Source organism: Acaryochloris sp. 'Moss Beach' (genome assembly GCF_021497025.1).
Taxonomy (GTDB): Bacteria; Cyanobacteriota; Cyanobacteriia; order Thermosynechococcales; family Thermosynechococcaceae; genus Acaryochloris; species Acaryochloris marina_A.
The window spans coordinates 1,174,017-1,200,566 of record NZ_CP071717.1 but is presented as its reverse complement, the minus strand read 5'-3'; the positions used below and the strand labels follow the sequence as shown (position 1 = coordinate 1,200,566).

23 protein-coding genes are annotated in these 26,550 nt (G+C 47.7%); 18 read left to right on the top strand and 5 right to left on the bottom strand.

From position 1 onward, the window contains the following. Positions 1-84 precede the first annotated feature (84 nt). Both bchL and HRE53_RS05485 read left to right on the top strand, forming a co-directional pair. On the top strand, positions 85-951 hold the full coding sequence (gene bchL / locus HRE53_RS05490; protein ID WP_212662559.1) for a ferredoxin:protochlorophyllide reductase (ATP-dependent) iron-sulfur ATP-binding protein: 867 nt from the start codon (positions 85-87) through the stop codon (positions 949-951). A gap of 95 nt (positions 952-1,046) precedes the next feature. Next, positions 1,047-2,459 (top strand): ferredoxin:protochlorophyllide reductase (ATP-dependent) subunit N, encoded by a 1,413-nt coding sequence (locus HRE53_RS05485; protein ID WP_212662558.1) that lies wholly within the window; start codon positions 1,047-1,049, stop codon positions 2,457-2,459. Between the two features lie 218 nt (positions 2,460-2,677). Here the strand turns inward: HRE53_RS05485 and HRE53_RS05480 are convergent, their stop codons facing one another. Further along, positions 2,678-2,869 carry a cold-shock protein gene (locus tag HRE53_RS05480; protein WP_212662557.1) on the bottom strand — a complete coding sequence of 64 codons (192 nt, stop codon included), beginning with the start codon at positions 2,867-2,869 and terminating at the stop codon, positions 2,678-2,680. A gap of 197 nt (positions 2,870-3,066) precedes the next feature. Between HRE53_RS05480 and HRE53_RS05475 the strand changes: the two genes are divergently transcribed. Further along, positions 3,067-4,539, top strand: coding sequence for an alpha/beta hydrolase (locus tag HRE53_RS05475; protein WP_235109373.1), 1,473 nt, complete (start codon positions 3,067-3,069; stop codon positions 4,537-4,539). Positions 4,540-4,653: 114 nt separating this feature from the next. Here the strand turns inward: HRE53_RS05475 and HRE53_RS05470 are convergent, their stop codons facing one another. Beyond that, the gene (locus tag HRE53_RS05470; protein ID WP_235109372.1) at positions 4,654-5,427 is read right to left on the bottom strand and encodes a ZIP family metal transporter; all 774 of its coding nucleotides are present in this window, start codon (positions 5,425-5,427) and stop codon (positions 4,654-4,656) included. Between the two features lie 35 nt (positions 5,428-5,462). After that, on the bottom strand, positions 5,463-6,506 hold the full coding sequence (gene tsaD / locus HRE53_RS05465) for a tRNA (adenosine(37)-N6)-threonylcarbamoyltransferase complex transferase subunit TsaD (RefSeq protein WP_235109370.1): 1,044 nt from the start codon (positions 6,504-6,506) through the stop codon (positions 5,463-5,465). Positions 6,507-6,677: 171 nt separating this feature from the next. Between tsaD and HRE53_RS05460 the strand changes: the two genes are divergently transcribed. The 3 genes from HRE53_RS05460 to HRE53_RS05450 all read left to right on the top strand — a co-directional run bounded on the left by HRE53_RS05460 (position 6,678) and on the right by HRE53_RS05450 (position 9,023). Then, positions 6,678-7,181 carry a Photosystem I reaction center subunit III gene (locus HRE53_RS05460; RefSeq protein ID WP_212662553.1) on the top strand — a complete coding sequence of 168 codons (504 nt, stop codon included), beginning with the start codon at positions 6,678-6,680 and terminating at the stop codon, positions 7,179-7,181. 47 nt (positions 7,182-7,228) lie between these two features. Beyond that, positions 7,229-7,342, top strand: a complete 114-nt coding sequence (locus HRE53_RS05455) for a Photosystem I reaction center subunit IX (protein ID WP_212662552.1) — start codon at positions 7,229-7,231, stop codon at positions 7,340-7,342. Positions 7,343-7,463: 121 nt separating this feature from the next. Continuing rightward, the gene (locus HRE53_RS05450) at positions 7,464-9,023 is read left to right on the top strand and encodes an NAD(P)H-hydrate dehydratase (protein ID WP_235109369.1); all 1,560 of its coding nucleotides are present in this window, start codon (positions 7,464-7,466) and stop codon (positions 9,021-9,023) included. A 101-nt stretch (positions 9,024-9,124) separates the two neighbouring features. On the opposite strand, the gene HRE53_RS05445 is transcribed toward HRE53_RS05450, so the two are convergent. Beyond that, complete coding sequence (locus tag HRE53_RS05445) at positions 9,125-9,586, bottom strand: photosystem I reaction center subunit XI (RefSeq protein WP_212662550.1); 462 nt, start codon at positions 9,584-9,586, stop codon at positions 9,125-9,127. A 293-nt stretch (positions 9,587-9,879) separates the two neighbouring features. Between HRE53_RS05445 and HRE53_RS05440 the strand changes: the two genes are divergently transcribed. The 11 genes from HRE53_RS05440 to HRE53_RS05390 all read left to right on the top strand — a co-directional run bounded on the left by HRE53_RS05440 (position 9,880) and on the right by HRE53_RS05390 (position 20,793). Beyond that, on the top strand, positions 9,880-10,944 hold the full coding sequence (locus tag HRE53_RS05440) for a folate-binding protein YgfZ (RefSeq protein ID WP_235109368.1): 1,065 nt from the start codon (positions 9,880-9,882) through the stop codon (positions 10,942-10,944). 68 nt (positions 10,945-11,012) lie between these two features. Further along, entirely contained in the window at positions 11,013-11,306 is a 294-nt protein-coding gene (purS, locus tag HRE53_RS05435; RefSeq protein WP_235109367.1) for a phosphoribosylformylglycinamidine synthase subunit PurS, read from the top strand. Beyond that, complete coding sequence (gene purQ / locus HRE53_RS05430; RefSeq protein WP_212662547.1) at positions 11,303-12,010, top strand: phosphoribosylformylglycinamidine synthase subunit PurQ; 708 nt, start codon at positions 11,303-11,305, stop codon at positions 12,008-12,010. Before purS ends, purQ begins: the two co-directional genes overlap by 4 nt. Positions 12,011-12,206: 196 nt before the next feature. Continuing rightward, entirely contained in the window at positions 12,207-12,440 is a 234-nt protein-coding gene (locus HRE53_RS05425) for a DUF3285 domain-containing protein (protein WP_235109366.1), read from the top strand. Positions 12,441-12,458: 18 nt separating this feature from the next. After that, positions 12,459-12,992 (top strand): rRNA maturation RNase YbeY, encoded by a 534-nt coding sequence (ybeY, locus tag HRE53_RS05420; RefSeq protein WP_235109365.1) that lies wholly within the window; start codon positions 12,459-12,461, stop codon positions 12,990-12,992. 171 nt (positions 12,993-13,163) lie between these two features. After that, positions 13,164-13,613 carry a diacylglycerol kinase gene (locus HRE53_RS05415; RefSeq protein WP_235109363.1) on the top strand — a complete coding sequence of 150 codons (450 nt, stop codon included), beginning with the start codon at positions 13,164-13,166 and terminating at the stop codon, positions 13,611-13,613. A gap of 112 nt (positions 13,614-13,725) precedes the next feature. Further along, complete coding sequence (locus tag HRE53_RS05410) at positions 13,726-14,325, top strand: aminodeoxychorismate/anthranilate synthase component II (RefSeq protein WP_235109361.1); 600 nt, start codon at positions 13,726-13,728, stop codon at positions 14,323-14,325. A gap of 51 nt (positions 14,326-14,376) precedes the next feature. Next, on the top strand, positions 14,377-15,147 hold the full coding sequence (locus tag HRE53_RS05405; protein WP_212662542.1) for an MBL fold metallo-hydrolase: 771 nt from the start codon (positions 14,377-14,379) through the stop codon (positions 15,145-15,147). Positions 15,148-15,578: 431 nt separating this feature from the next. Next, the gene (gene pcrA, locus HRE53_RS05400; protein ID WP_212662541.1) at positions 15,579-17,921 is read left to right on the top strand and encodes a DNA helicase PcrA; all 2,343 of its coding nucleotides are present in this window, start codon (positions 15,579-15,581) and stop codon (positions 17,919-17,921) included. Between the two features lie 50 nt (positions 17,922-17,971). Beyond that, positions 17,972-18,622 (top strand): HAD-IA family hydrolase, encoded by a 651-nt coding sequence (locus tag HRE53_RS05395; RefSeq protein ID WP_235109359.1) that lies wholly within the window; start codon positions 17,972-17,974, stop codon positions 18,620-18,622. A gap of 89 nt (positions 18,623-18,711) precedes the next feature. Beyond that, the gene (locus HRE53_RS05390) at positions 18,712-20,793 is read left to right on the top strand and encodes a dynamin family protein (protein WP_235109358.1); all 2,082 of its coding nucleotides are present in this window, start codon (positions 18,712-18,714) and stop codon (positions 20,791-20,793) included. A gap of 80 nt (positions 20,794-20,873) precedes the next feature. Here the strand turns inward: HRE53_RS05390 and HRE53_RS05385 are convergent, their stop codons facing one another. After that, positions 20,874-24,455, bottom strand: a complete 3,582-nt coding sequence (locus tag HRE53_RS05385; RefSeq protein ID WP_235109357.1) for an NB-ARC domain-containing protein — start codon at positions 24,453-24,455, stop codon at positions 20,874-20,876. Between the two features lie 418 nt (positions 24,456-24,873). Between HRE53_RS05385 and HRE53_RS05380 the strand changes: the two genes are divergently transcribed. Continuing rightward, complete coding sequence (locus HRE53_RS05380) at positions 24,874-26,550, top strand: dynamin family protein (RefSeq protein WP_235109356.1); 1,677 nt, start codon at positions 24,874-24,876, stop codon at positions 26,548-26,550.

Sequence of the window (26,550 nt, the reverse complement as noted above, 5' to 3'; positions counted from 1 at the left end):
TAATAAATTTGGCGTTTGCTACTGACTGGATAGAAAACATTCGGTGCTCGCTGCTTCAATCACAACCATAGGAGAATACCCACTGTGAAACTTGCAGTTTACGGAAAAGGCGGAATCGGTAAATCTACAACCAGTTGCAACATTTCGGTTGCCTTAGCCAAGCGAGGCAAGAAGGTTCTACAAATTGGCTGTGACCCTAAGCATGACAGCACCTTCACTTTGACTGGTTTCTTGATTCCGACAATCATTGACACACTGCAAGAGAAGGATTACCACTACGAAGATGTCTGGCCTGAGGATGTTATTTACAAAGGCTATGGTGGTGTCGACTGTGTAGAAGCAGGGGGTCCTCCAGCGGGCGCGGGCTGCGGCGGCTATGTCGTTGGAGAGACCGTCAAACTCCTCAAAGAACTCAATGCTTTTGATGAATATGATGTCATTCTGTTTGACGTCTTAGGTGACGTGGTTTGCGGCGGATTTGCTGCTCCCCTTAACTATGCGGACTACTGCATGATCGTCACTGACAATGGTTTTGATGCTTTATTCGCAGCTAACCGGATTGCAGCTTCTGTTCGTGAGAAGGCTCGCACTCATCCCCTTCGTCTTGCAGGACTGATCGGCAACCGCACCTCTAAGCGTGACCTAATCGACAAATATATCGATCATGTCCCCATGCCTGTGCTAGAAATCTTGCCTTTGATTGAGGACATTCGTGTATCTCGTGTTAAAGGTAAAACAATGTTTGAGATGGCAGAAAGCGATCCATCTCTCGCACCTGTTTGTGATTACTATCTCAATATTGCCGACCAAATCTTGGCTGGACCTGAAGGCGTTGTTCCTGAAGATGCCCCCGATCGCGAACTCTTTGCGCTGCTATCTGACTTCTATCTCAATCCTGCTGAACCTAATAAGAAGACTGAGGAAGAAGAGCTGGATCTGATGATGGTTTAATCTCCATCTAACTAATCACTGTGGGCTGTGATGGCTTGCAGTGATCTTGTTTCTCCCCTAAATAGCTGCCGAACTGAGAAAAGGATTTAATAACTATGACGCGTGCTGACACTCAACCACAAGCTCTCGATTTTGAGTGCGAAACTGGGAATTACCATACTTTTTGTCCCATTAGCTGCGTAGCCTGGCTCTATCAAAAAATTGAAGATAGCTTCTTCCTTGTGATTGGCACCAAAACCTGCGGCTATTTCTTGCAAAATGCCATGGGTGTGATGATTTTTGCTGAGCCTCGCTATGCTATGGCAGAGCTAGAAGAAGGGGATATTTCCGCCCAGCTCAATGACTATGAAGAACTGAAGCGGTTGTGCGTGCAGATTAAACGCGATCGTAATCCCAGCGTCATTGTTTGGATTGGCACCTGCACCACTGAGATCATCAAAATGGACCTCGAAGGTCTAGCACCTCGCCTGGAATCCGAAATTGATATTCCCATCGTGGTGGCTCGGGCTAATGGTCTGGACTATGCCTTTACCCAAGGGGAGGACACCGTCCTCGCTGCAATGGCCCATCGCTGTCCCAAGGGTAATGCAGTGGTCGAGGAATCAGAAAAACAAGAGCGTGGCAACGCTATTACCTCGCTGCTCAATTTCGGCAAGAAAAAAGAAGACGTTGTCGCCGAAGAATCGGAATACCATGACCATGCTCCGCTGGTTATGTTTGGCTCTCTTCCTGATCCAGTGGTGACCCAGCTGACTCTAGAGTTGAAGAAGCAAGGAATTAAAGTCAATGGCTGGCTACCCGCTAAGCGATTTACAGAATTGCCCGTCATTGATGAAGGTTACTATGTGGCAGGTGTTAATCCTTTCCTCAGTCGTACTGCGACAACCTTAATGCGACGACGCAAGTGTAAGCTCGTTGGTGCACCATTCCCCATTGGTCCTGATGGGACCCGTGCTTGGATTGAAAAAATATGCTCAGTGCTGGACGTTGAGCCTAAAGGTTTGGCGGAGCGCGAAGCTAAAATTTGGGCAAACCTAGAAGACTATCTTGAGATTATCCGTGGGAAATCTGTCTTTTTTATGGGAGATAACTTACTGGAAGTTTCCCTGGCCCGCTTTTTAATTCGCTGTGGCATGACCTGCCCCGAAATTGGCATCCCCTACATGGATAAGCGCTATCAAGCTGCAGAGCTGAAGTTCTTAGAAAAGACCTGTATTGACATGGGTGTGCCCATGCCCAAGATTGTCGAGAAGCCTGACAACTACAATCAGGTCCAGCGCATCTATGAACAGGATATTGATTTGGTGATTACCGGAATGGCCCATGCCAATCCACTGGAAGCTCGGGGCATTAATACCAAGTGGTCTGTTGAGTTTACCTTTGCTCAAATTCATGGGTTTACGAATGCCCGCGACATCCTAGAGCTAGTTACCCGTCCATTGCGTCGGAACAACTCTCTCAAGGATTTAGGGTGGGATAAGCTCGTTAAGGAAGAAGCTAAAGTTTAGAATCCTTCCCTTTACTGCCATAGCAAAAGCCCTCTGCAATTCTGCAGAGGGCTTTTGCTATGGCGACGAATACTTGACTGAGCTGAGATAAACAAGAAAAGAGCCAGATGCGTAGGTTCTTATCTAGCCATCGTAGATAAAAGGCGATCTGACAGATTAAACGTATATCTGCAAAGGGAGAAGACTAGGCAGCCTTCTCCTTGCTATTGGCTTAAAGTCTATACTGACTTGACATTCACAGCGCAAGGACCTTTCCGGCCTTCGCCTACTTCAAATTCAACCGTTTGGCCCTCTGCTAAAGATTCTTCACTTAGTGCTGAGTGGTGTACAAATAGATCCCCACCACTTTCTTGTTCGATAAAACCATATCCTTTTTGGGCGTCGAACCACTTCACTTTACCTTTTGCCATTATTTCCTCTTTAGTTACCCGATGTTGTATTTATCCCTTCTCAAGAAGTACGAATCTTCTTCAATATTGGCTATGGGGTTCGACACTGAGTCATTCCATAGGATCAGAGACTCAGCACATTATAGGAGAAAAAACTCGTACACAGTGGTATAGACGGAATAAATGTCTATGTTTATCAGTTCTTTCTTGATTTTTTTATGAATCGTCAGCGTTTTTTGATGTTGGTTGCAGCAATTATACTCATTGCAATCTCTTGGTTCGGAGTTTTTAAAGCCCGCTCAGGACTGGTGGTTCGTTCCTTGACGGCGAATGATATCCCCATGATTTTCATCGCGCCTAAAAATAGTGATCCGGTACCTGGCGTTTTAATTGCCCATGGCTTTGCCGGGTCTAAGCAACTGATGCTGGGGTATGGTTACACCTTTGCCCAAGCAGGCTATGGCAGTCTTTTGTGGGATTTTAGTGGACATGGTGCTAATCCTGCCCCGTTGAATATGGAGACCCTACAGCCGGATTTAGAGGTTGCCTATCAGGCCCTACTCGAACAGCCAGAAGTGGATCCAGAACGACTGGCGATTCTGGGACATTCCATGGGGAGTAGTGCGGTGATGACGGCCAGTATCGAACAACGCGATCGCTTCGACGCTACCATTGCCGTCTCACCCACCCGTGCAGGGGTGACTGCTGACAAACCCGCCAACTTACAGCTCCAAGTGGGGAGTGGAGAAGGTCAATTTGTCGAGAGTGCTCGCAAACTGCTGCAAACTGCCGGAGGAAACAATCAAAACCTAGTTGAGGGTAAGGGAAGAAAGCTGATTGTTGTACCTAAGGTTGAACACATCACCATCTTGTTTAGTGATATTAGCCACCAAAGTGCTCTGCAGTGGTTAAATCAAACCTTTAGCCAATTGAAGACCAGCAGCTATATGGACCGACGGATAGGCTGGTACGGCTTACACCTAATCGGCGGTTTGATGGCCCTTGCCGCCATTGTCCCTAGTGTTGCGGCTCCAGCAACTCCAATCACATCCCTTAAGCCTTGGCAAAACTGGGGAGGATTACTAGCTACGCCCCTAGCCGCTACTGCTGGCGTACGCTTTATCAGTCAGGGAGTAGAGTTGGAAAATTTGGTTGGACTAAAAGTAGGGGGAGCTTTAGGCATCTGGTTTTTGTTGGGTGGTTTGTTTTGGCTAGGGGTGCAAGGTCTATGGCCTGCTAGAACACGCTGGCACGGTCACTTTTCCCCATCTAAAACCGTAGGGATAGGATTGCTGGTGTTTATTCTCTTATGGTTTGCCTTTGGGGCAATGGCTCAAGTCGTCTGGGTGCAATGGTGGTTAATCCCTGCCCGCTTGCAGCTATGGCCGATATTGTCTCTGGCCTGTTTACCTTGGTTCTTGGCCTCAGGTATTGCCCAACAAGAGATTGGGATAGGCAAGCGTATTTTATGGTGGCTAGGCCAGACCATTGTGTTGATTGCAGGATTAGTGTGGACGATTAGCCTGGTTCCCCAATTGGGATTTGTTTTTTTGCTGTTACCTGTCTTCCCCATCTTTTTTGGCATCCTCTCTTTTGTGGCCGCTTACGTGAAGGATGCTTGGAGTTATGGAATTGGCAGTGCATTGTTTTTTGGCTGGTCTTTGGCAGCTGCGTTCCCGCTGGTTGCATAAGGTCCGCTGACTTTTGCTTAAATTCCTAGAGTTGTTTTGTGTAACGGGGCTGAGCGGAGCCGAAGCCCTCGATTGGTTCAAGATAATGTTGTTTTAAGGCTGTTTCTTCGCCTTTTACCCTAGGGCAACATCTAAATACATCATGACTACAAAACCTAGCATGATGCCGAGAGTCCCTTCCTGTTGAATGCCTTTGCGGCTGGTTTCAGGGATAATCTCATCGCTAATCACAAACAACATGGCTCCTGCCGCAAAGGCCATTGCCCAGGGTAAAAGGGGTTGGGCCAGACTGATAATACTGGCACCAACGATACCGCCTATAGGTTCAACTAGGCCTGTGAGAAATGCTACTCCTAGGGCGTAGAGAGATGAGTAGTTAAGCGACCGCAGAGCGATGGCCACCACGAGTCCTTCTGGCATATTTTGCAAGCCTATGCCAATGGCAAGGGCGATGCCGCTGGATAAGGAGCCTCCACTAAACCCCACTCCTACTGCCATTCCTTCTGGGAAATTGTGCAGGGTGATGGCGACCACAAATAGCCAGATGCGAGCCATGTTAGAGGTTGACGGGCCTTCCTGACCTTTGAAGAAGTGCTCGTGGGGGAAATTATTGTGGGCCAGCCACAGGAAGCCACCTCCCAGCAAAATGCCCAACACCATGATTAAAGCTGCCTGGGTTTCGGTATTGCCTTGGCCCACTGCTAGGTCTGTTCCCGGCACGATGAGGGAAAAGGCAGTGGCTGCTAACATGACGCCACCGCCAAAGCCGAGAAAAATACCTTGCAGGCGGTCTGTCAGAGTTTTAACGAATAATACGGGCAATGCACCGATACCTGTTGCCAGTCCAGCCACTAAGCTAGCGACTGACCCCACCACGATCAGATTCATTCAGCGTCAAGCTCCAAAGGTTATGGCATTCGGGATTACCCTTGGTACAATTCCATCACTTTAGAGATGGGCATTCGGGATAATGCAGCCAAGGTAAGAGGTGAGGTATGGCCTCGAGCTAAATGTTCCGCACCTGCACAAGCGATCATAGCGGCATTGTCTGTACAAAGAGATAGGGGCGGAAACAGGACTTGTAAGCTTTTGTCTTCGGCAGCTGCTAATAAATGTTGCCGTAGGGCACTATTGGCGGCCACGCCACCGCCCACTGTAATGGTTGATAAACCATGGTCTACGGCACATTTGATGGTTCGTCGAGTCAGCCCTTGAGCAACGGTCTGTTGAAAGCTGGCTGCAATATTCGCAACGGGCACGTCTTCCCCTTCCTGCCGCAAGGATTCTACTAAGCGCAGAACGGCTGTTTTTAAGCCGCTAAAGCTGGAGTCATAGGGATGAAAGCCCCCTTCTGGTAGCGAAATTTTTCCTTCAGGTAGGGCAAAAGCTTTAGGATTGCCTGACTTGGAAATGTGATCAATGGCAGGTCCACCGGGATATCCCAGACCCAGCAGGCGAGCCACTTTATCAAAGGCTTCTCCAGCTGCGTCATCTCGGGTTTGACCTAGGGTATGGTACTGGCCACAGTCTTCCACCTTAATCAAGCTGGTATGGCCACCAGATACTAGTAGGCAAAGAAAAGGAGGGACTAAATCAGGATTCTGAAGATAGGACGCATGAATGTGCCCTTCTAAATGGTGAATCCCAATGAGGGGTTTATGGTGCAGTAGGACCAAGGTTTTGGCTGCGGTTAATCCAACTAGCAGAGCTCCCACCAGCCCAGGGGCACAAGTGACAGCGATACCATCAATGTCTAGCCAATCTATATTGGCTTGGGACAAGGCTTTGCTAACGACATCATTGATGGATTCCACATGGTGGCGGGAGGCGACCTCTGGTACTACACCGCCATAGGGCCGATGAATTTCGATTTGGGACGCAACAATATTACTTAAAATGTGACGTTTTTTTACAACTGCAGCGGCAGTTTCATCACAACTCGTTTCAATTGCTAAAACTGTTGCCATAAACTGGTAACTTTTTGATGGTGTATGCGTGTATTTAGGGGCTTCAATGCTTTACCAAGACCCTACTCAAAGAGTATGATGGCTTCTTAAGTCTATGCGTCTACGCTGGCAAAAAGTTAATGCTTTTTGTTACGTAAAAATTCTTGTTTCGTTATAAGGGAAACAATTTCTATGCGTCGATTGTTTGCTGTCCTTGTCGTTTTGACACTCTGGCTTGGTGTTGTCCCTCCAGCCTCTGCGGATATTGGTGGACTCGTTCCCTGTAGTGAGTCCCCCCAATTCCAAGAGCGGGCCGCTAAAGCTCGTAATACTACTGGTGATCCTGAATCTGGCCGGAAGCGTTTTGAAATGTATAGCAGCGCTTTGTGCGGTGCTGATGATGGTCTGCCCCGAATTATTGCAGGCGGACCTTGGAGCCGTGCCGGTGATTTTCTGATCCCTGGTCTGCTTTTCATCTATATCGCTGGTGGTATCGGTAATGCTAGCCGCAATTACCAAATTGCTAACCGCAAGAAGAATCCTAAGAACCCAGCAATGGGCGAAATCATTATTGATGTGCCTTTGGCTCTTTCTTCTACCATTGCCGCGTTAGCTTGGCCCCTCAAAGCTCTTGGGGAAGTCACTTCTGGTAAGTTGACTGTTCCAGATTCTGATGTTACGGTCTCACCGCGCTAAATGCATGGGTTTATGACCCACCCCAAATTGATTCGGAGAAAGGTTTTATGAAGTTTTTTAGTACGGCTCCTGTGATTGCTTTTGTCTTTTTTACCCTTACAGCAGGGTTCTTGGTTGAGCTTAATCGCTTTTTCCCAGATATCTTGTTTTTCCCTTACTAAGGTGAAGCAATTAGGTTGGAATTTATGTTAGGCGTGAGTCTAACTAGCTCAAATGTGAGTTGCTCAACCTCTCTCGTTCGCATAATTGGATTTGATGCAGTGTTTCATATCCTGACGGGAGATGCAGGCTAAAAATTTAGAACAACACATGAGCGAGCGTCATCGTCAGATTCAAGAAGCTGTGGTGACTGCTCAGCAGATGCGAGAAATTGAATCACGCATCTTTAAGGCGGGAATGCCTGTTCCCGCTCTTATGGAGAAAGTGGGGGGTCTGATTGCACGACGCATTCAGGCCCTTTATCCATATGGAGACGTACAAAGACTTGGGATTTTAGTCGGTCCTGGGCATAATGGTGGCGATGCCTTAGTGGTAGCCCGTGAGCTGTATTTTCAGGGGTATCAAGTTCAGGTCTGTCGTCCCCTGCCTCGGGCAAAAGATCTAACTGAACAGCATGCACAGTATGTTGCCTCCCTGGGGGTGGAGATTGGCCAGGGAGTAGAAGCTTTACAACAGTGTGATGTGATTGTAGATGGATTGTTTGGGTTTGGCCTGGAACGAGTCATTGAAGGTGCGATCGCAGATCTAATACACCAACTCAATGCCTGGCCGCAACCGATTGTCAGCATTGATTTACCCTCGGGGCTGCACACCGATACCGGAGCCATTCTGGGGACGGCAATTCAAGCGACCCACACCCTCTGTCTGGGGTTGTGGAAGCTAGGGCTCTTGCAAGATCAAAGCTTGCCCTACAGTGGCCAGCTGCATCTGATTGATTTTGATATTCCTGTGGCGGATATTAAGGCCGTCTTGGGCTCTCAGTCAGAGGTGTACAGAATTACCTCGGTGGTTGCCCGAGCCGGACTGCCCACCCAGCGCCATCCCAATACCCATAAATATCGGCAAGGGCATTGCTTGTTGATTGGCGGTTCACAAAAATATGCTGGCAGCATTCTCCTTGCTGCTCTGGGAGCACGGGCAACGGGGGTAGGAATGATGACCATTGCTGTGCCTGCCTCTTTGAAGCTCCTGGTATTGCAATCTGTTCCAGAGGCTTTGGTGATGGGTTGTCCTGAGACGAAACGGGGTGCGATCGCAAGTCTGTCTCCAGAACTATTCTTAGACTCATTTGATGCCATTGCCTATGGCCCTGGCGTGACAACAGAAACAGATGCTGTCTTGAGGGAGGTGTTGACCTGTGCCTGCCCTCTCGTCATCGATGCTGATGGGCTTAACCTTTTAGCGCAGCATCGCCCGGAGAGCCTTCAATCTAGGTCAGCTCCCACTATCTTGACGCCCCATCCAGGGGAATTTAAGCGCTTGTTTCCGCATGAGCAATCCCAGGATGTGCTGTCGATGGTGAGGCACGTTGCCCAGTCTAGTAACACTTACATTGCTTATAAAGGGGCAAGGGTGATGCTAGCTCCTCCCCAAGGTTCGATATGGATTAACCCTGACAGCACTCCCGCTTTAGCGCGTGGAGGCAGTGGAGATGTGCTCACGGGCATTTTGGCAGGACTGTTGAGCCAGCAACGAGATCAGCAGTCACTCTGTCAGAGCTTGTGTAGCGGTATTTGGTGGCATGCTCAGGCAGGATTATTTGCTGCTCACCAGCGCACAGAATTAGGGGTTGATCCCCTAACTCTATGTCAATCTTTGATTCCTACTATTACCAGTTCATAAGAGAACCCCTCTTTGCTTCTGCAGAGAGGGGTTCTCTTAGCTACTCAAATCTCTAATCTTGGGAATCAGGGATTGACAGCGATCGTTGAGTGAATAGATTCTTATCCAGCAAATATGGCAATCGCATAGGAAAGAACGCCAGCGATAACCGCACCGCCGCAGCCGCCGATGAGGAAGCCACTACCAATTGCACTCCAACCTTCTTTAGTGCCAAAGTCGCTGCCAGGGTCTGCCGTGGTTACGGATGGGCGGGGCTTGGGTACAGAGAGACTGGAATAGAGCTGCATTGCCACGGTCAAGACGATAATGACGCAGCTTGCGGATAGTACACCCGATACAAGCGCCATTGTGGTGCCTCGAACAGGGCCTGAAGTGGCAAAGGGACCGTAGAGGTAATAGCCATGGGCCATCCCAATTTCTAAACCCCGAGCATTGGCAGACATGCCTTTGCGGTAAGCCGGTAGGTTATTGATCCAGGCTTTTACAATCCCAGAACTATTCACAGGTGTAGCGAGATCCCCAACAAAGGGGTCGCCACCATGTTTGACCATTTCCATTGTCATTGATATAAATCTCCTCTCAAATCTTAGGGTCCCCTGTAAATGGCTGGAAGCTAGGGGTAATAGAATAAATGAAAAGATAATGCTGGCAATCATCATCTCATAGAACAGAATTGTTTCGGCTAATCGCCACGAATAAAGGTTTGCCAGTAGAGAGTTGCGTTAAATTTCTTAGTAAAAAGAAATCTTTTTTTGTATTTTTCAATAACCTGTAAACAACGCTAATGATTTAGCCCTCCTTTTTCACTGAAATAATAAAATCAAGCTTGCCCAAGGAATAACGGATAAACGCCACGATGTCTGAGACCTTACAGGACTGTCAACGCCGAAATGGAGCAGTATGGGCTGAGGATAAGAGCTCCATCCTCAGTTTTGATAATGATGAATTCGCTTTAAAGGCGATTCAAGATGGGGTAGCCCTCTGTGATCGCACCCATTGGGGTCGTCTGCAGTTCACCGAGCAGGATCGGCTGGCTTTTCTCCATAACCAGACCACCAATGTCTTCAAAACTCTTAAACCCGGTGAAGGCTGTGAGAGCGTGTTTGTCACTTCTACGGCTCGTACGATTGATCTAGTTAACGCATACGTGACAGACGATTCTGTGTTGCTATTGGTCTCACCGACTCGCCGAGAACAATTAATGAGCTGGTGCGATCGTTATATCTTCTTTGGAGATAAGGTCAAGATTGAAGATATTACGGCCCAAACCATTACCTTTAGTCTCTTGGGGCCTGAAAGTTCATTAGTCCTGCAAAAAATGGGTATTTCAGCACTCCCTGAATCCACTCATCACCACATCACGACTCAAATCAAAGGTCATACTGTTCGTGTTGCCTCAGGTAGTGGTTTGACAACACCGGGTTATACCCTGTTTGCCGATGCTGAATGGGGAGCTGAGTTATGGCAAGCCCTAACGGAACAAGGGTCTTGTCCCTGTGGTGATACGGTTTGGGAGCAGTTAAGAGTCATTGAAGGGCGACCCAAGCCGGATGCTGAGTTGACAGAAGACTTTAACCCTTTAGAAGCGGGGCTCTGGCAGACCATTTCCTTTGATAAAGGCTGCTACATTGGCCAAGAAACAATTGCTCGCCTCAACACCTATCAGGGGGTCAAACAGCGACTCTGGGGAATTCAACTCAGTGAACCTGTCTCTGCGAATACGCCCATTACAGTCGGGGATAAAAAGGTAGGTGTGCTGACCAGTCTGGTGGAAACCTCTGATGGTCCTTTGGGATTGGGTTATGTCAAAACAAAAGCGGGGGATGCAGGGGCTAATGTTTCAGTGGGATCTGGCACTGGAACGTTACTGGAAGTTCCTTTTTTGACCTATCCTCAACCCACCCCTAATTCAACCCCTTAGACCGGGTATGAGTACTGTTTTTCCTAGTCTGTTGGTGCTCTGGATCAGGTACATTCAAAAGGAACGCTATGCATGTGGGAATCGTGACACAAACCTATCAGGCCAAAATCTATGTGACCTTGAGGCCATCGGTCTTAGACCCTGCGGGTACAGCGGTCCAAACGGGGTTTAAGCAATTGGGATATGACAATGTGGGTCCCACTCGGATTGGTAAATATGTTGAGCTAACGGTCACCGCAGATGATGAGACCGCTGCTAGTCAGCAGATTGATCGCATGTGTGATCAGCTCCTTGCCAATCCAGTGATTGAGAATTACCGCTTTGATCTGCAAGTAGTCCCCACAGCAGGAGCAGCAAAATGAAGTTCGGTGTGCTGGTATTCCCGGGATCAAATTGCGATCGCGATGTCGTATTGGTGACGCGTGATCTGCTCAAACAACCCACTCGTATGGTCTGGCATCAGGAAACAGATATTAGCGATCTAGATGTGGTGATTATTCCTGGTGGATTTAGCTATGGGGACTACTTGCGCTGTGGAGCCATTTCTCGGTTTTCTCCTGCCATGCAGGCCACCATTGCCCATGCTGAGCAGGGCAAGCTGGTCTTGGGTATCTGTAATGGCTTTCAAGTGTTGACGGAATCAGGGTTACTGCCAGGGGCCTTAGTGCGGAATCGAGATCTGCATTTTATTTGCGATCGCGTTCCTGTTTGCGTGGAGAGAACTGACCTACCCTGGACCCAAGCCTATCAGCCAGGCCAAGTGATTACCCTGCCCATCGCCCATGGCGAAGGCTGTTACTACGCCGATCCAGACACCCTCAATCAGCTCCAAGCCCATCAGCAAATTCTGTTTCGATATTGCACCCCCAGTGGCGAGGTGGGCGCAGAGGCCAATCCTAACGGCTCGGTGGAGAACATTGCGGGTATTTGTAACCGTCAGGGAAATGTTGTTGGGATGATGCCTCATCCAGAGCGCGCTTCCGATCCGACATTGGGCTATACCGATGGTCTCTTACTTTTCCAAGGGCTATTGAATAGCCTAACTTTGCAAGGTGTTACCGCCTGACTCAACGAAATGAAGCAGCGTTTATCCAACACTCTCCTGCCTGTATCGATCTTTGAACGACGATTTGTTTCTTAAATCTATTAGATCAATGCCTGCTTGCTTCTATAGGGATGACTTACAGTTAGAGGTAAGGAGATAGGCCTTCGAATGGGGCTGCTGTATCTTTCTCCTGCGTTGTTATTTGCACCTCTAAATCATGAGTTCTGAGCCTTCCGTAACTGACGAAACCAGCACTAACCCTGTCGAAGTGGCAAGTGCCGAGCCTACACCTGCAAATGACGCCGCTCCGACCCGCCCCCCCGGAGGGACTTACACCAAAATGGCGATGCGAAATATGGTGCGCCAGCCTAAACGGTCGCTCCTAGAATTTGGATTAACCACGGTGGGTTTATTAGCATTGCTGATTGGGCTATCCTATTTGACTCGTTAGCGAGTCGTCTTAGGCAATATGCAAGTCGACGTTCATATTCAATGGGATCTTGACGGAGTAGTTCAATCCTCTACTCCGTTAGCTGAGGATGTGCTTAGACAAGCCCATCAAATTACAGCTGTAGCCTGGCAGTCTTGGTTTCAGCAATGGTTTGAGTGCTTGCAGCCCTCTATCTCTCCGATCCAAACCTATGAGTTGAGCCTGTTGCTAACGGATGATGTGGCCATCCAAAATTTGAATGCAACCTATCGGCTCTTAGATCACCCCACGGATGTACTGGCCTTTGCCACCCTTGACTTAACCGATCAACCTACGAATCTATGGTCGGAGATGCCCGTAGAACTGGGCGACATCATTATTTCTGTAGAGACCGCAGCGCGGCAAGCCCAGGAGCAACAACATACCCTACAGCAGGAGCTAGCTTGGTTAGCGACCCATGGCTTGTTGCATCTACTGGGGTGGGATCACCCTACCCCTGAACGACTCCAGCAAATGTTGGCGCGGCAGCAATCATTAATCAATGTCATAAATGTGTCGCCTGTAACTGGCTAGACCTAGAAGAGTTTGCTAGAACTGTGGGTAACCTAAGCCATAGCAGGTGAAAATTACTTCTCTGATTGAGGAATAGACAATTTAATAGTTGATTCAGGCCTATCGCTTTCAGATTGATTGCAGCAATGTGCTTTGCGGTCATAGTGTAGAATCGTTAAAAAGATTAAATTTATGTCAAATAAATCTATAATCTCTTCACAAAGTAGTACTGAGCCTGAACCTGCGCGGCTTAAGCGTGAGTTGTCATTCAAAGTCGCTCATAATCTATTCGTAAGTTTTAAATACGCCTGGGCCGGATTGAGTTATACCTTCCAAACCCAACGGAACTTTCGTATCCATACCGTTATCGGTAGTGTGGCCTTAAGTATGGGGCTGTCCCTCCAGCTTGACCCCGTAGAGTTGGCGGTTATTGCTTTGACCAGTGGTTTAGTGCTGGTGATGGAGCTACTGAATACAGCCTTGGAAGCAGTCGTAGATCTGACCGTAGAGCGGACTTACCACGAGTTGGCCAAGATAGCCAAAGACTGCGCAGCCGCAGCTGTTTTGGTATCGGCAATGGCAGCAGTCGTGATTGCCGCGTTCCTCATTATTCCGCCTTTTCTAGTTCTCTTGCAGGCTTAAAAAGAGCTTGGATAGCATGGCAGTGCTGTTTGCAGTTGGGTTTGTAGCTGCAAAGTAGGATAAACACGCTAAGTTGGAGAGATAACTTTCTCTTGGGACAGGAGCGAAAGCCTTGCTACTGGTTGTTGATAATTACGACAGCTTTACTTACAACCTGGTTCAGTATTTGGGAGAACTCGCCACTGAATTTGAAGTGGCCCAAGATATTCAGGTTTTTCGCAATGATCAGATTACCCTAGCCGAAATTGAGAAGCTCCAGCCGGATGCGATCGTCATTTCTCCGGGGCCAGGACGGCCTCAAGATGCCGGCATTTCGCTAGAGCTGATTGAGCAGTTGGGGGCAAATGTGCCTATCTTGGGGGTTTGTCTAGGCCACCAGAGTATTGGCCAGGTGTTTGGGGGCGATATTGTGTCCGCACCCGTGCTCATGCACGGTAAAACATCCCCCATCAGTCATAAATCCACGGGGGTTTTCTCAGGGTTAGACAATCCTTTTACCGCAACTCGGTATCATAGTCTGGTGATAAAGAAGGAAACCTGTCCACAGGTCCTGGAGATTACGGCTTGGACTGAGGACGGCACGATCATGGGGGTGCGTCATCGGAACTATCCTCACATTGAAGGCGTCCAGTTTCACCCAGAGAGTATTTTGACAACATCTGGGAAACAGCTGCTCAAAAATTTCTTGAGCCACCTTCCCATTGATGACTAATACTGATCGGGTTTCACAGGACACACATTCAGGGATACATCACAGAGAACTATGAATCGTCGCCGCTTCATGCACTATGTGCAAGCAGGATTGATTACCAGCTTGGGAGCTGGTCTTGCCACCCAATGGCAGCCTTCTCCCGCCCAAGCCGCAGGCTCTTTGAGCATCCGTTGGCTAGGCCATACTTGTTTTTTGTTCTCCGGTAGCGGTATTCAGGTATTGGTCAATCCTTTCCGCCCTTCAGGCTGTACGGCTAAGTATCCGTCACCCCAAACGTCGGCCAATATTGTCTTGATCAGTAGCCGATTGCTAGATGAAGGGGTGGTTGAAGGTTTACCTGGAAGACCAAAGCTCTTGTTTGAACCTGGGGCCTATAAAACCAATGGTTTGCAGTTTCAAGGCATACGGACGCTCCATGATCGGGTGAATGGGTATCGGTTTGGTACTAATGTGGCCTGGAAGTGGATTCAAGGTGGCGTGAATGTGGTTCATTTAGGGGGAATTGCCTCTCCCATTAGTGTGGACCAGAAGATCCTGATGGGGCGGCCTGATGTGCTGTTGATTCCTGTGGGTGGGAGTGCGAAGGCCTATACCCCGGAAGAAGCCAAGGCAGCGGTCCAAACCCTCAACCCTAAAATGGTGATTCCGACCCATTACAAAACGGCTGCTGCTGACGAAAGTGTCTGCGATCTTCAGTCGGTGGATGCGTTTCTTTCCCTGATGCAAGGGTCTACCATTCGACGATCAGGTGGGAGCGGTCTCACGGTCAGTTCAGGTAACCTCCCTAGTTCAGGTCCTGTTATCCAAGTGTTGAACTATTGAAGCCAGCTCGATGGCCTTTAGTAGACCCCAGCACTAGTTGCTAAAAGCTTTATGAGTAGAGGGTGAACACTATCTTCCTTTGTGGGTGGATAGTGTTCATCTCATCAGTGGATGTTCTGGACAGCACTAGAAGAGGGACCGTCTTCTCCCAAGACGGCTGGCTGGCGTACCTGTGCATATCGTTAAAATGGTGACTAGAGATTCCTTGTGTTACGGGATTATTAGTCTGTTTTTTTGTGGGTTCTAGCGTTGCTGGGAGTTTGGCAAGGCGTTATTATTCAGTTTTATTCTCTGACTTTATAATTTTTTTCTAACTTGCGTTTCTATTGGAATCACGTATGGTGGGCACAGAGATAGTTCTATTGCTCAATCAGATTGGTATGATATCTCCCCTATCGACGGTACTTCTGAATTCTTCTCCTTGATTTTTTATGTCTGCTATTCCCGACTTTTTAAGTCATCTCAATCCTTCCCAGCGGCAAGCGGTGGAACACTTTTGTGGTCCGCTGCTGGTGGTAGCGGGTGCTGGATCCGGCAAAACTCGAGCCTTGACCTATCGCATTTCCAATTTAGTGATGCGTCATCAGGTCAATCCAGAAAATATTCTGGCCGTGACTTTTACGAATAAAGCGGCTCGAGAGATGAAGGAGCGGATTGAGAAATTATTTGCGGAGCAGTTGGCCCAGCAGAATCATGGTAAAGCCTTAGAGTTATTAGCGCCTCAGCAGCAGACGAAGTTGCGATCGCAAGTCTATAAAACCATTACTAAACCTCTCTGGATTGGTACCTTTCATAGTCTATGTGCCCGTCTGTTGCGGATCGAAATTGAGAAATACCAGGATGAGAAGGGGCGTAAGTGGCAGCGTAACTTCTCTATCTTTGATGAATCAGATGTGCAGAGTCTGATTAAAGATATTGTCGTCAATCAGCTCAATCTTGACGACCGCAAATTTCAGCCCCGTTCCGTTCGCTTTGCTATTAGCAATGCTAAAAACCAAGGCTGGAACCCCCAAGAGCTAGAAGCGAATCAGCAAGACTTTCGAGGTCGCGTAGTTGCCCAAGTCTATAGCAAATATCAAGATGCCCTAGCAGCCAATAATGGCCTTGATTTTGATGATCTGATTCGGGTGCTGGTGCAATTGCTGAAGCAGAACGGCCAAGTTCTAGGCTATTGGCACAAACAGTTTCGCCATATGCTCGTGGACGAATATCAAGATACTAACCGTACCCAATATGATTTGCTGCGGTTGCTGGCAACCAATGGCACGGACACTCAAAATTTTAAGGATTGGGATCATCGCTCTGTATTTGTGGTGGGTGATGCTGACCAGTCCATTTACTCCTTTCGGGCAGCAGACTTTAAAATCTTGATGGGGTTTCAGCAGGACTTTGGGGATGGTCTGCCGGATGATGATACCCGGACAATGGTAAAGCTAGAGGAGAATTATCGCTCCACGGAAAACATTCTCCAGGTTGCCAATGAGCTAATCGACAACAATACCGAACGTATCGATAAGATCCTCAAGCCGACTCGGGGGGCTGGAGAACCCATCTACTGTTATCGGGCGGATGATGAACTGCACGAATCCGATTTTGTGGTGCAGCAGATTCGGACCCTAGAGCAATCCCACCCCGAGCTTAGCTGGGGCGACTTTGCCATTCTTTACCGGACCAATGCCCAATCTCGGGCGTTTGAAGAAGGCTTAGTTCGCTGGAGTATTCCCTATACCGTGGTTGGGGGCCTGAAGTTCTACGATCGCCGAGAAATCAAAGATGTTCTGGCCTATTTGCGCCTGATCGTTAATCCAGCTGATACCGTCAGCCTCAAGCGGGTGATCAACACGCCTCGACGGGGAATTGGCAAAACTACCTTGGATCGAGTCACGAATGCGGCTCAGGAACTAGGAGTGCCCCTATGGGAAATGCTGACGGAAGAAACGGCGGTCAAGACTTTAGCTGCCCGCAGTGCGAAGCCTATTTTGCAGTTTGTGGAAATGATGCGGCATTGGCAAGAACAGGTTGAAACTCAATCTGCAGCCCATATTATCCAGGGGATTTTAGAAGATTCTGGTTATGTTCGGGACTTGAAAAATCAGGGGACCGATGAAGCGGATGATCGGATTGGTAATGTCCAGGAGCTGCAAAACGCGGCTTTACAATATGCGGACGAGAATACTGATGAGTCTCTCCCTTCTTTCCTAGCCAATACTGCTCTGGCATCTGATTTAGATGATCTAGATGAAAAAACGACAGTGTCACTGATGACACTGCATTCAGCTAAGGGGCTAGAATTTCCTATCGTCTTTTTGGTCGGCCTAGAACAGGGCTTGTTCCCTAATTTCCGCTCTTTAGAAGATCCTGCTGCCATCGAAGAAGAACGTCGTCTTTGCTACGTTGGTGTTACGCGGGCGCAGGAACGACTCTTTATCTCCCATGCACGGGAGCGACGATTGTATGGCTCAAGGGAGCCAGCGATGCCTTCTCTATTCCTATCAGAACTGCCTCGAGATCTCTTGCAAACCAATTCTTTGTCGGCCATTCCATCTGAGCCACCCCATTCTGCGATGAGTCCAGGGGCTAAAAAGAAAAAGATGCCTAATACCCATGCTATGGATTGGGCGGTAGGTGATCGGCTCGTTCATCGTGGTTTTGGCCTTGGAGAAGTGACCCATATTTTTGGGGGTGGAAATAAAATCTGCTTGGCAGTTAAATTCTCAGGGATTGGCAAAAAGATTATTGACCCAAATATCACGGTGTTGGATCGGGTGGAATAATGTTGGAGTTCACTGTTACTCAAGTTATGGGGATACGAACATAACGAAGTATGCGCTTGATCGTTTTTGATTTTGATGGCACCCTTGCCGATTCCCTTGGCATATTTATCGAAGCTACCAATCGCCTAGCTGAAGATTTTCGATATGAACCTCTTTCCCCAGCTCAAATTGAGCTATTACGAAAGTTAGGGATTCAAGAAATTGCTCAAGAATTGGGGATTCCCAAATGGAGATCCCTTTGCTATTTGCAGCGTTTTCGGCAAGAGCTGACTCGTAGTATTGACGATTTAGCATTAGTCGAGGGCATCGAAACTGCCCTCCATAATTTAAAGGCTGAAGGCTATCGGTTAGGGATTGTTACTGCGAATTCTCGACGGAATGTTGAGTATGTTCTACAGAAATATGCCATCGATCATCTCTTTGAATTTATCTATGGTGGTCAGATTTTATCGGGGAAGAGACGGACCCTAAAAAAATTGGCTAGACTCAAGGCCATCGACCCCAAAGAATTAGCTTATGTTGGCGATGAAATTAATGATGTGAAGGCAGCGCAACAGGTTGGTTTGATCAGTATTGCCGTTAGTTGGGGGTTTAATGACCGAACAGTACTTGCAGAAAAAACCCCTAACTTTTTACTGGAGCACCCTGATCAGATTCTGCAAAGCTTGAGTCAAGGGTATCTATCGTTTGGTTCTGCCTAGGGAAGGGGCTGCCGACGTTCTCATACTTAATCAGTGGATTTAAAAGGACAGATGGGTATGCTGGGAATGCAGCCTTACCTTCCTTCACTATGAGCAATCCTGTCGAAACCGCTAGCTTCCTGGAAGATTTAGATCGAATTTCTCAGATCCGTCAGGAAATTGCCTCTCACCTATCCAGCATTGCTGAAACCTTAGAAGATGCGGAACGGGCAGGGCAGTCTGCCTCAGGATCATTGCAGCTTCAACAAGAAATTGAAGACGTTAGCGTTGTCTGCCGCAATTTAAAGCAGGGTGTATTTCGGTTGATGGTTCTGGGAGATATGAAGCGGGGAAAAAGTACCTTTCTCAACGCTCTTATCGGTGAAAACTTGCTGCCTAGCGATGTCAATCCCTGTACAGCGTTACTGACTATTCTAAGATACGGGCCAGATAAAACTGTGACCGTCCATTTCAATGATGGTAAATCCCCCGAACAAATTGACTTTGATAGCTTCAAAGACCGCTACACAATCGATCCAGAAGAAGCAAAGCAGCTAGAAGAACAAAAGCAAGTTGCCTTCCCAGATGTAAGCCATGCTGTTGTTGAATATCCTCTCCCTTTACTAGAAAAAGGTGTCGAGATTGTCGATAGCCCAGGCTTGAATGATACGGAAGCGAGAAACGATCTCTCCTTGGGATTTATTCAAAACTGTCATGCCATTCTCTTTGTATTGCGTGCCACCCAGCCTTGTACCCTAGCCGAACGTCGCTACCTAGAAAACTACATTAAGGATCGGGGACTGTCGATCTTCTTCTTGATTAATGCTTGGGATCAAATCAAGGAAAGCCTGATTGACCCCGATGATCCAGAAGAATTAGAAGATGCGACCCGTAAACTCCATAAAGTCTTCCATGCCAATCTCGCGGAATACTGCCAAATCGATGGCTATGACCTTTATGAAGAGCGAGTATTTCCCGTCTCAGCCCTACAGGCTCTGCGGAAGCGAGTCAAAGATACCGATGCTAACTTAGATGGCACGGGTTTTCCTGACTTTTTATCTGCCCTCAACACCTTCCTTACCCAAGAGCGTGCTATTTCTGAATTGCGGCAAGCTCGAACTTTAGCCCGTCAAGCGCTGAATCGAGTCCAGGATGCCACGACTCGACGAATTCCGCTTCTAGATCAGAGTGTTCAGGAACTAGAGCAACGCATTGAGTCCGTAGAACCTGAATTTGAGGACTTGAAAGAGATTGGCGAGAATTTTAGAGAAGATATTCATCGGATGCGAGATCAGCGATCACGTTCCGTTGCCGATTCATTTCGTACCTATATATTCGATTTAGAAATCACCTTCGATCAAGACTTCCTCAAATATCAACCCCCCGATTTAGAACTGCTAGATCTGTTTAGCCAAGGACGTCGTGAATCTTTTAATGCTTCGTTCCAACAAGCTTTTCAGCAGTATGTGAATGATAAGTTTTTTGCTTGGAGCATCCGAGCTGAGCGCGATATCAAAGGTGCCTTCGAAGAATTGTCCAGAAGTGCTGAGCAATACGGTAACTCCTACGCCCGAATTACCGATCGAATCACCGAAAAATTGACGGGCCAAAATGTCAATGCTCGGGGGCCGAAGCGCCAATCGAATGATAATGTTCCTGGATGGGCCAAATGGGCGATGGGCTTGTTCTCCTTAGCCTCTGGCAATATTGGTGGAGCTGCCATGGCTGTTACGGGGTTCGATTTCCAAAGCATTATGCTCAATTTCTTTACCTCTGCTGGTATTGCCCTGATTGCCTCATCGGTCTTTGGCATTATGTTGGGGCCAATCACCTTTGCTCTGGTGGGATTAGGGATCGGGGCTTTGCAAGCTGATCATGCTCGCAAACAGTTGACCAAGGCGACGAAAGAAGAATTCGTGAAATGTCTACCCCAAATTGCCCAGGAAAAATACCAGCCCATTTATAACTCTGTTCAAGACTGTTTTGATGCCTACAACCAAGAGGTGATGCAGCGCTTGCAAGAGGATATCCAATCTCGCAAACAGGAATTAGATAACCTATTAGAGCAGAAAAACTCCCGCGAAATTGATCGCCAAACTGAAGTGGCTCGTCTAGAAAATTTAGAGCAAGCCGTTTCTACTGACTGTGCGTTGATTGAAACGGCGTATCAAAATTTACTGGCTACCGCTTGATGTACACAGCCCCTATTCTCAAGGGCTAATCTTTTTTGGGTGCGTCTGATTACTTTCAATATTTCTGAATCCAGAAAAGGCTAGTGTTCTATCGCACCTAAAGTCTTGAGCGTTTGCCGTTCTACTGCCGTTAATCCAGTAGCCCCTGAAATATTCATACCTTCATACAGTCTGAGAGGTTGCAATGTGTGTATGCACTCACCAGTGTTCACATCCCAGACTCGGACGGTTTCATCGACTCCACCACTGACAATGGTGTTGCCCTCGGGTGCGAAAGAGACTGAGAAAACCCCGTCAGAGTGACCTTCCAGCACTTGGATACATTTACCGGTCCGTCGATTCCAAATGCGAACCGTTCGATCAAAGCTTCCACTCGCAATGAGCTGACCATCGCTACTAAATATTACAGACAAGATAAGTGCACCATGATCTTGCATGGGACAGATGCATTGGCCTTGATTGAGATCCCAGAGTTTGACGCTACCGTCATTCCCGCCCGTCACCAACAAGGGCTCTTGAGGATGGAAGGCAACGGACCAGACCCACTCTTCATCCCTCAGGGTTTGAATGCACTGTCCTGAATCCAGATCCCAAATTTGCACAATATTCATTCTGGAAGTAACCAGAAATTTTCCTGTAGGACTGAAGGCTAACCCCAATGCATAATGTTTTTCACCTACTAGGGTATTTAGTAATTCGCCTGTAGGAACATGCCATAGATGAATACTGTTGTCTCCACTAGAGATAGCCAGGGTTTCTCCGTCTGGACTTAAAGCGATATCCCAGCACCATTCTCCTGGCATTTGGAAGGTATTGAGGCAAATTCCTTTTGTAGGATCCCAAACTTTAATCTCATAGGAATAGGTTGCACTCACCAGAAGGTTGCCATCGGCACTATAAGCTACTGATCTAACTCGACCAACATGGCCTTCCAATGCTCGCAAACATTGACCCGATTGAGTATCCCAGAGTCTTAACCCCCGATCATTACTCCCACTGGCAACGACTGCTTGAGTGGGGCTATGGGCCACTGACCAGACATAATCGCTATATCCATTCAGACGCTTGAGTAATTGCCCTGTTGGCACATCCCAAACCTGCACCGTTGAGTCTTCACCGCCACTCGCAAGGCATAGATTGTCTGGATGAAAGGCGACGACAGATACCCTTGATGTATGACCTTGCAGACATTTGAGACACTGTCCTGTATGTGGATCCCAAATTCTGACGGTGTTATCGCCAGAACTACTGGCTAACATTTGTCCATCGGTGCTGTAGGCCACCGAGAAAATTTGAGTGGTATGGCCTTGGAGAATCCTGATTAATTGCCCTGGCTGCACATCCCACAGATAAATCTGTCCGTCACTGTAGCCCACTGCTAAGGTTTTATCATCAGGACTAAATGCCAAGGGTGACTCTTGACTGTTGATCTCTGAGGGCAGCCATTGCTGCTGATTGGACTGTAAGTTCACAAGACTGACCTGGCCATCAAGATAACCGATTGCTAAGGTATCACCACTGGAATTGAACGTAACTGTTCGAACGGACTGTTCTGTATTCTCCAGGGTGTGAATACAGTCTTGAGTGCTAATATTCCACAATTTGACACTGCCATCTTGGCTGGTGCTAGCCAGAATATAGTCTGGTCCAACTCCTTTTTGGGGCTGAAATGCCACAGACAGCACGGCCCCTGTATGGCCCTTCAGGATTTGGATACAACTCCCTGATTTAAGATTCCAAACTTTAATAGTGTGATCAATACTGCCGCTAGCTAGCAGACAGCCATCATCACTAAAGGCAATCGTCCAGATCAGTACTTTATGGCCAGGTAAGGTGAATTGATGTCGGTAATGGGGGAAATCATAGAGTTTTATCTCTCCATTATTGGCAACGGCTAAACGACTACCATCTGGACTATAGGCAAGGCCAAAAATACTGCCTAACGTTTCTGAGAATAAGGTTGTTTCTAAATTGGCATAGGAGACATTGACGTGATGTAGCTTGATCTCTCGCAGATCTGCTTGCCGAATGGTCAGATGAGATAAATCTAAATGAGTAAAATTGGCCTGGCAGAGTCGTAAAAGATTCAGAATATTCCCCGCTGCATAGGTGGGCTGATTTTGGATATGGAGCTCATTCAACCGTTGTTTGAGATGTTGCTCTAGTGAGGTGAAATCTTGATAGGTTGCCAATAGGTACCGAAAAACTGGCTTAAGAATCAGCCGAATTTGGGCTTCTCGTAAGTAATCTTTGGCCTGCACCAAGACCAGGGGATATTGATGTAGATAGGTCAATTGATCTCCCATCATTTCTTGACTGATGTGAGAGATCAATCGATCGGTCATATATTCCATGACCACTGGCTGCAAGGTGAAACTAGCCGGGCGAGTCTCATCAGGCAAGACTTTTTCGATTAGCGAGCGGCGACCCAGGAATTCTAGGGCTTCGAGCAAGGTGGCAAAGGATGGGAGATTTATGACATCATTGGCCAGCTGTTGAATCGTGGCGGGTTCACGATGAATTGCCAACCAGGTCATCACCTGCAGTTCAAACTTAGATAACCGCTTCACCTGTTGATCCAGCAATCGCCGAATCCCGTTGAATGCAATGGTGCCATGGTGAACAAACTCTGCTACATTCCCTGCAAATACATCCTGAATGGATGTTGCTGCAATCTTGAGTGCTAGAGGATTGCCTTGATAGCAATGAATCAGGGATGTGGTTTCGGGCGTGGAGCTTGATAGTCCTTTACTGGTGAGAATTTCTCGGGCTGCAATGGCGTCTAATCCCTCTACTTTGAATACCCGAACGGGTAAGCGAGTTCCAGTCTGAATGGCAACTTCTTCAGGCAACTCTCGACTGGTCAGGATCAAGCAACTATGATGAGCAACTGCACCGACCCGATTGAAGAATTCGCCATACTCTTCATAAGTAGGTTGATAACGCCCAAACTTTTGCCCACTTTGTAATAAACTTTCAGCATTATCCAGAATAATCAGACAGCGATGTTGCCGCAAATATTGGATGAAAACCGAGATTCGCTGAGAAGGGGTATTGGGTAATTTCGGTAAGCTTTGATTGGATAAGCAGAGGATTAAGTCTGCCAGTAACTCCATAAGGGGAGGCATATTCTTGAGGCTCCGCCAGAGCACATAGGCAAACTGGTCTTGGAGTTGCTGGGCTATCTTTACGGAGAGTGCAGTCTTACCCACTCCCCCTATTCCCAACAGGGTAATCAAGCTACATTTATCAGCGAGTATCCACTCATGAAGTGTGGCTAATTCTATTGACCGCCCCCAAAAGGAAGAGACATTGATCGCTTCCCCCCAATCTTGATAGACACTTGTATGGTCAATGGTTTTAGCTGTCAGAACAGTGTCAGGTAGAGGATGTTGCTCAACATACTCCCTGAGCGCAACTTTGAAGTTGTTTTTTGATACTTTTGTGCTTAGAACTTTAGATAGATTTTGCCACAGGTGGGAACCGACCTTTTTGATATAGCCCACCTCATAGCCAACGCTATCCGCAATTTGACGATAAGACTGACCTTCCCAACATAGGGAAAAAACTTGAATTTGAATATCACTCAGACCATCACTGGTGTTGACATTTTGTTGGATGAAATGGAGGGCGCGAACAGCCTCCTCTGAGTTAAAAAGCACGATAATTTTTTAAGCAGGGAAAATAACTTGCACTCTTAATCTTTCCCATGGTCTGTGAATATTTCTGGAGAGTCAAATTATTGACCAAGATTTCTGTGTGCGAAATAGCAGTGGTAACCAGATACGGGCTTTTTTAAAAGTTGAGATGTTTTAGCGGTTGAAATCACACTCATAAAATCTACACCAAACCTAAGTTCAAGTGAGTTAAACCCTCTAAGTGGGAAAGCTAGAGTAGATAATCTCTAGCTATTCATTCGCTAAGATCAGGGATGAGTTCTTCTCGCTGCAGGCCAACTTAGAATCGAAGGGTAAGGATCCGTATTCTCAACAAACCGTTCTGGGGTTAGTTGAAGAAAGCTATTGGTCTAGATCGATGTTGGGTCTTTTGCTGACTTTATTGGTGCTTTAATTTTTTGCCATGGCTCAACAGGATACCTACCGCAATCTGATTCAGATCCTACAAATGACAGTAGGGGTGTTGGAGCTTCAAGAGACGGATGAATTGCGGCGGGAGGTGATTGCAGTTTCTGATTGTGTTCAGAAGACAGCTCTCAGAATTGCTATCTTTGGTCCTTTTAACTATGGGAAATCTACACTGCTCAATGCTGTATTAGGGGAGAAAGCTCTCCCGATCGATCTGATTCCGGCAACGGGGGCAGCCATTCGGGTTTGCTATGGTCCTCAACTCCAAACTCGAATTCGTTTGGTTAGCAGTCAAGAGATTGTGGAATCTGGTACCGATATCCTGAAGCAATACGCCATTTTGGATGATAACCGGCGGATGCGGGAAGATGTGGTGTCTGTGGAAGTGAGTTGTCCTCATCCCCTCTTGCAAACGGGGGTGGAGTTGCTAGATTTGCCAGGAACCAATGACCGTGAAGCTCAGGATGCTTTGGCTAAGGAGCAATTGCTGACAGCAGATGTAGTCATTCAGATGCTGGATGGCCGTAAGTTAATGACTTTGGGCGAACGAGAACATCTCCGGGACTGGCTGCTGGATCGAGGGATTGAAAGTGTAGTGTTTGTCGTTAACTTTTTGAACCTGTTGGACCCCGATGAACAAAAACAGGTGATGAACCGAATGCGGTTTGTGGCAGAAAGCTTTCGGTCCCAACTCCCCTCAGGAATTAGCAATCTTTACCGTGTGGATGCCTTACCCGCGTTGAGAGCCCGCCTTAAAGGAGATATGGCTGCTGCCCAAATCACAGGGCTACCTATGCTAGAAACGGCTTTGCAGAGTATTGTCCAGACTTATCAAACTGAGGGAATTCCACTACAGTCGAAGCGTGCGATCGCACTCGCGAAACAACTCCAACTCGCCCTTCAAGAAAAAATTGCCTTTACCCAATCTCAGGTCCAGACTGACGTTCAAGACCGGGCTCAGCAGCGCTTAGAGATTAAAGAGCGTGCCCAGAAACTGATCATCAAAGGGTTTCGAGAGAGTGTAGCCGATACCAAAAACTGGCTCGATTTACCCACCTTGCTCCGGAATCATGAAGCAGGAGCCCAGATTGCCCTGCAACAAGAGCGTTTTCCGGCCTGGCTCACCGATACCTTAAAACCCACTTGGCTAAAACATCAGCGTGAAGTGGTGGGTTGGGTGCATAAAGCTTGCGGCTTCTTTAACCAACCCCGCCCTGCAGAATTATGGTTTGCTTTCCCCAGTGGCCCTGCGCCCCAGTCGCAACCTCAGCAGTCCGCATCATCCACTGCTAAATCAAAAGAAGAAGAAATTGCCCCCGTGGCAATCGCCACCGGATTAGGTTGGCTGATGGGTGGCCCTTTAGGAGCTGCTATTTTTGGCGGTACTGGCTATGTCGTTAATAAATTGGAGAATATCGCTGTCTCAACGGCAGATTTACCTGAGTTTGAGAAGAATGAGGAAAGCTATCGGCAAGCAGCTCATTACTATCTCACCCAGTTTCGGGCAGCGGCCTTAACCGCGCTGCAGGAGTATGAGCGCATCGCTGAGCAGATTATCTTAACCCCGATTGTGGAACAGAACGCAGAACCTAAGCGCTATCAAAATCAGCACCAACTCACCCTCCTGAAAAATACCCTGACTTCTTTAGAAGATGTGATTGAAGCAATGTAA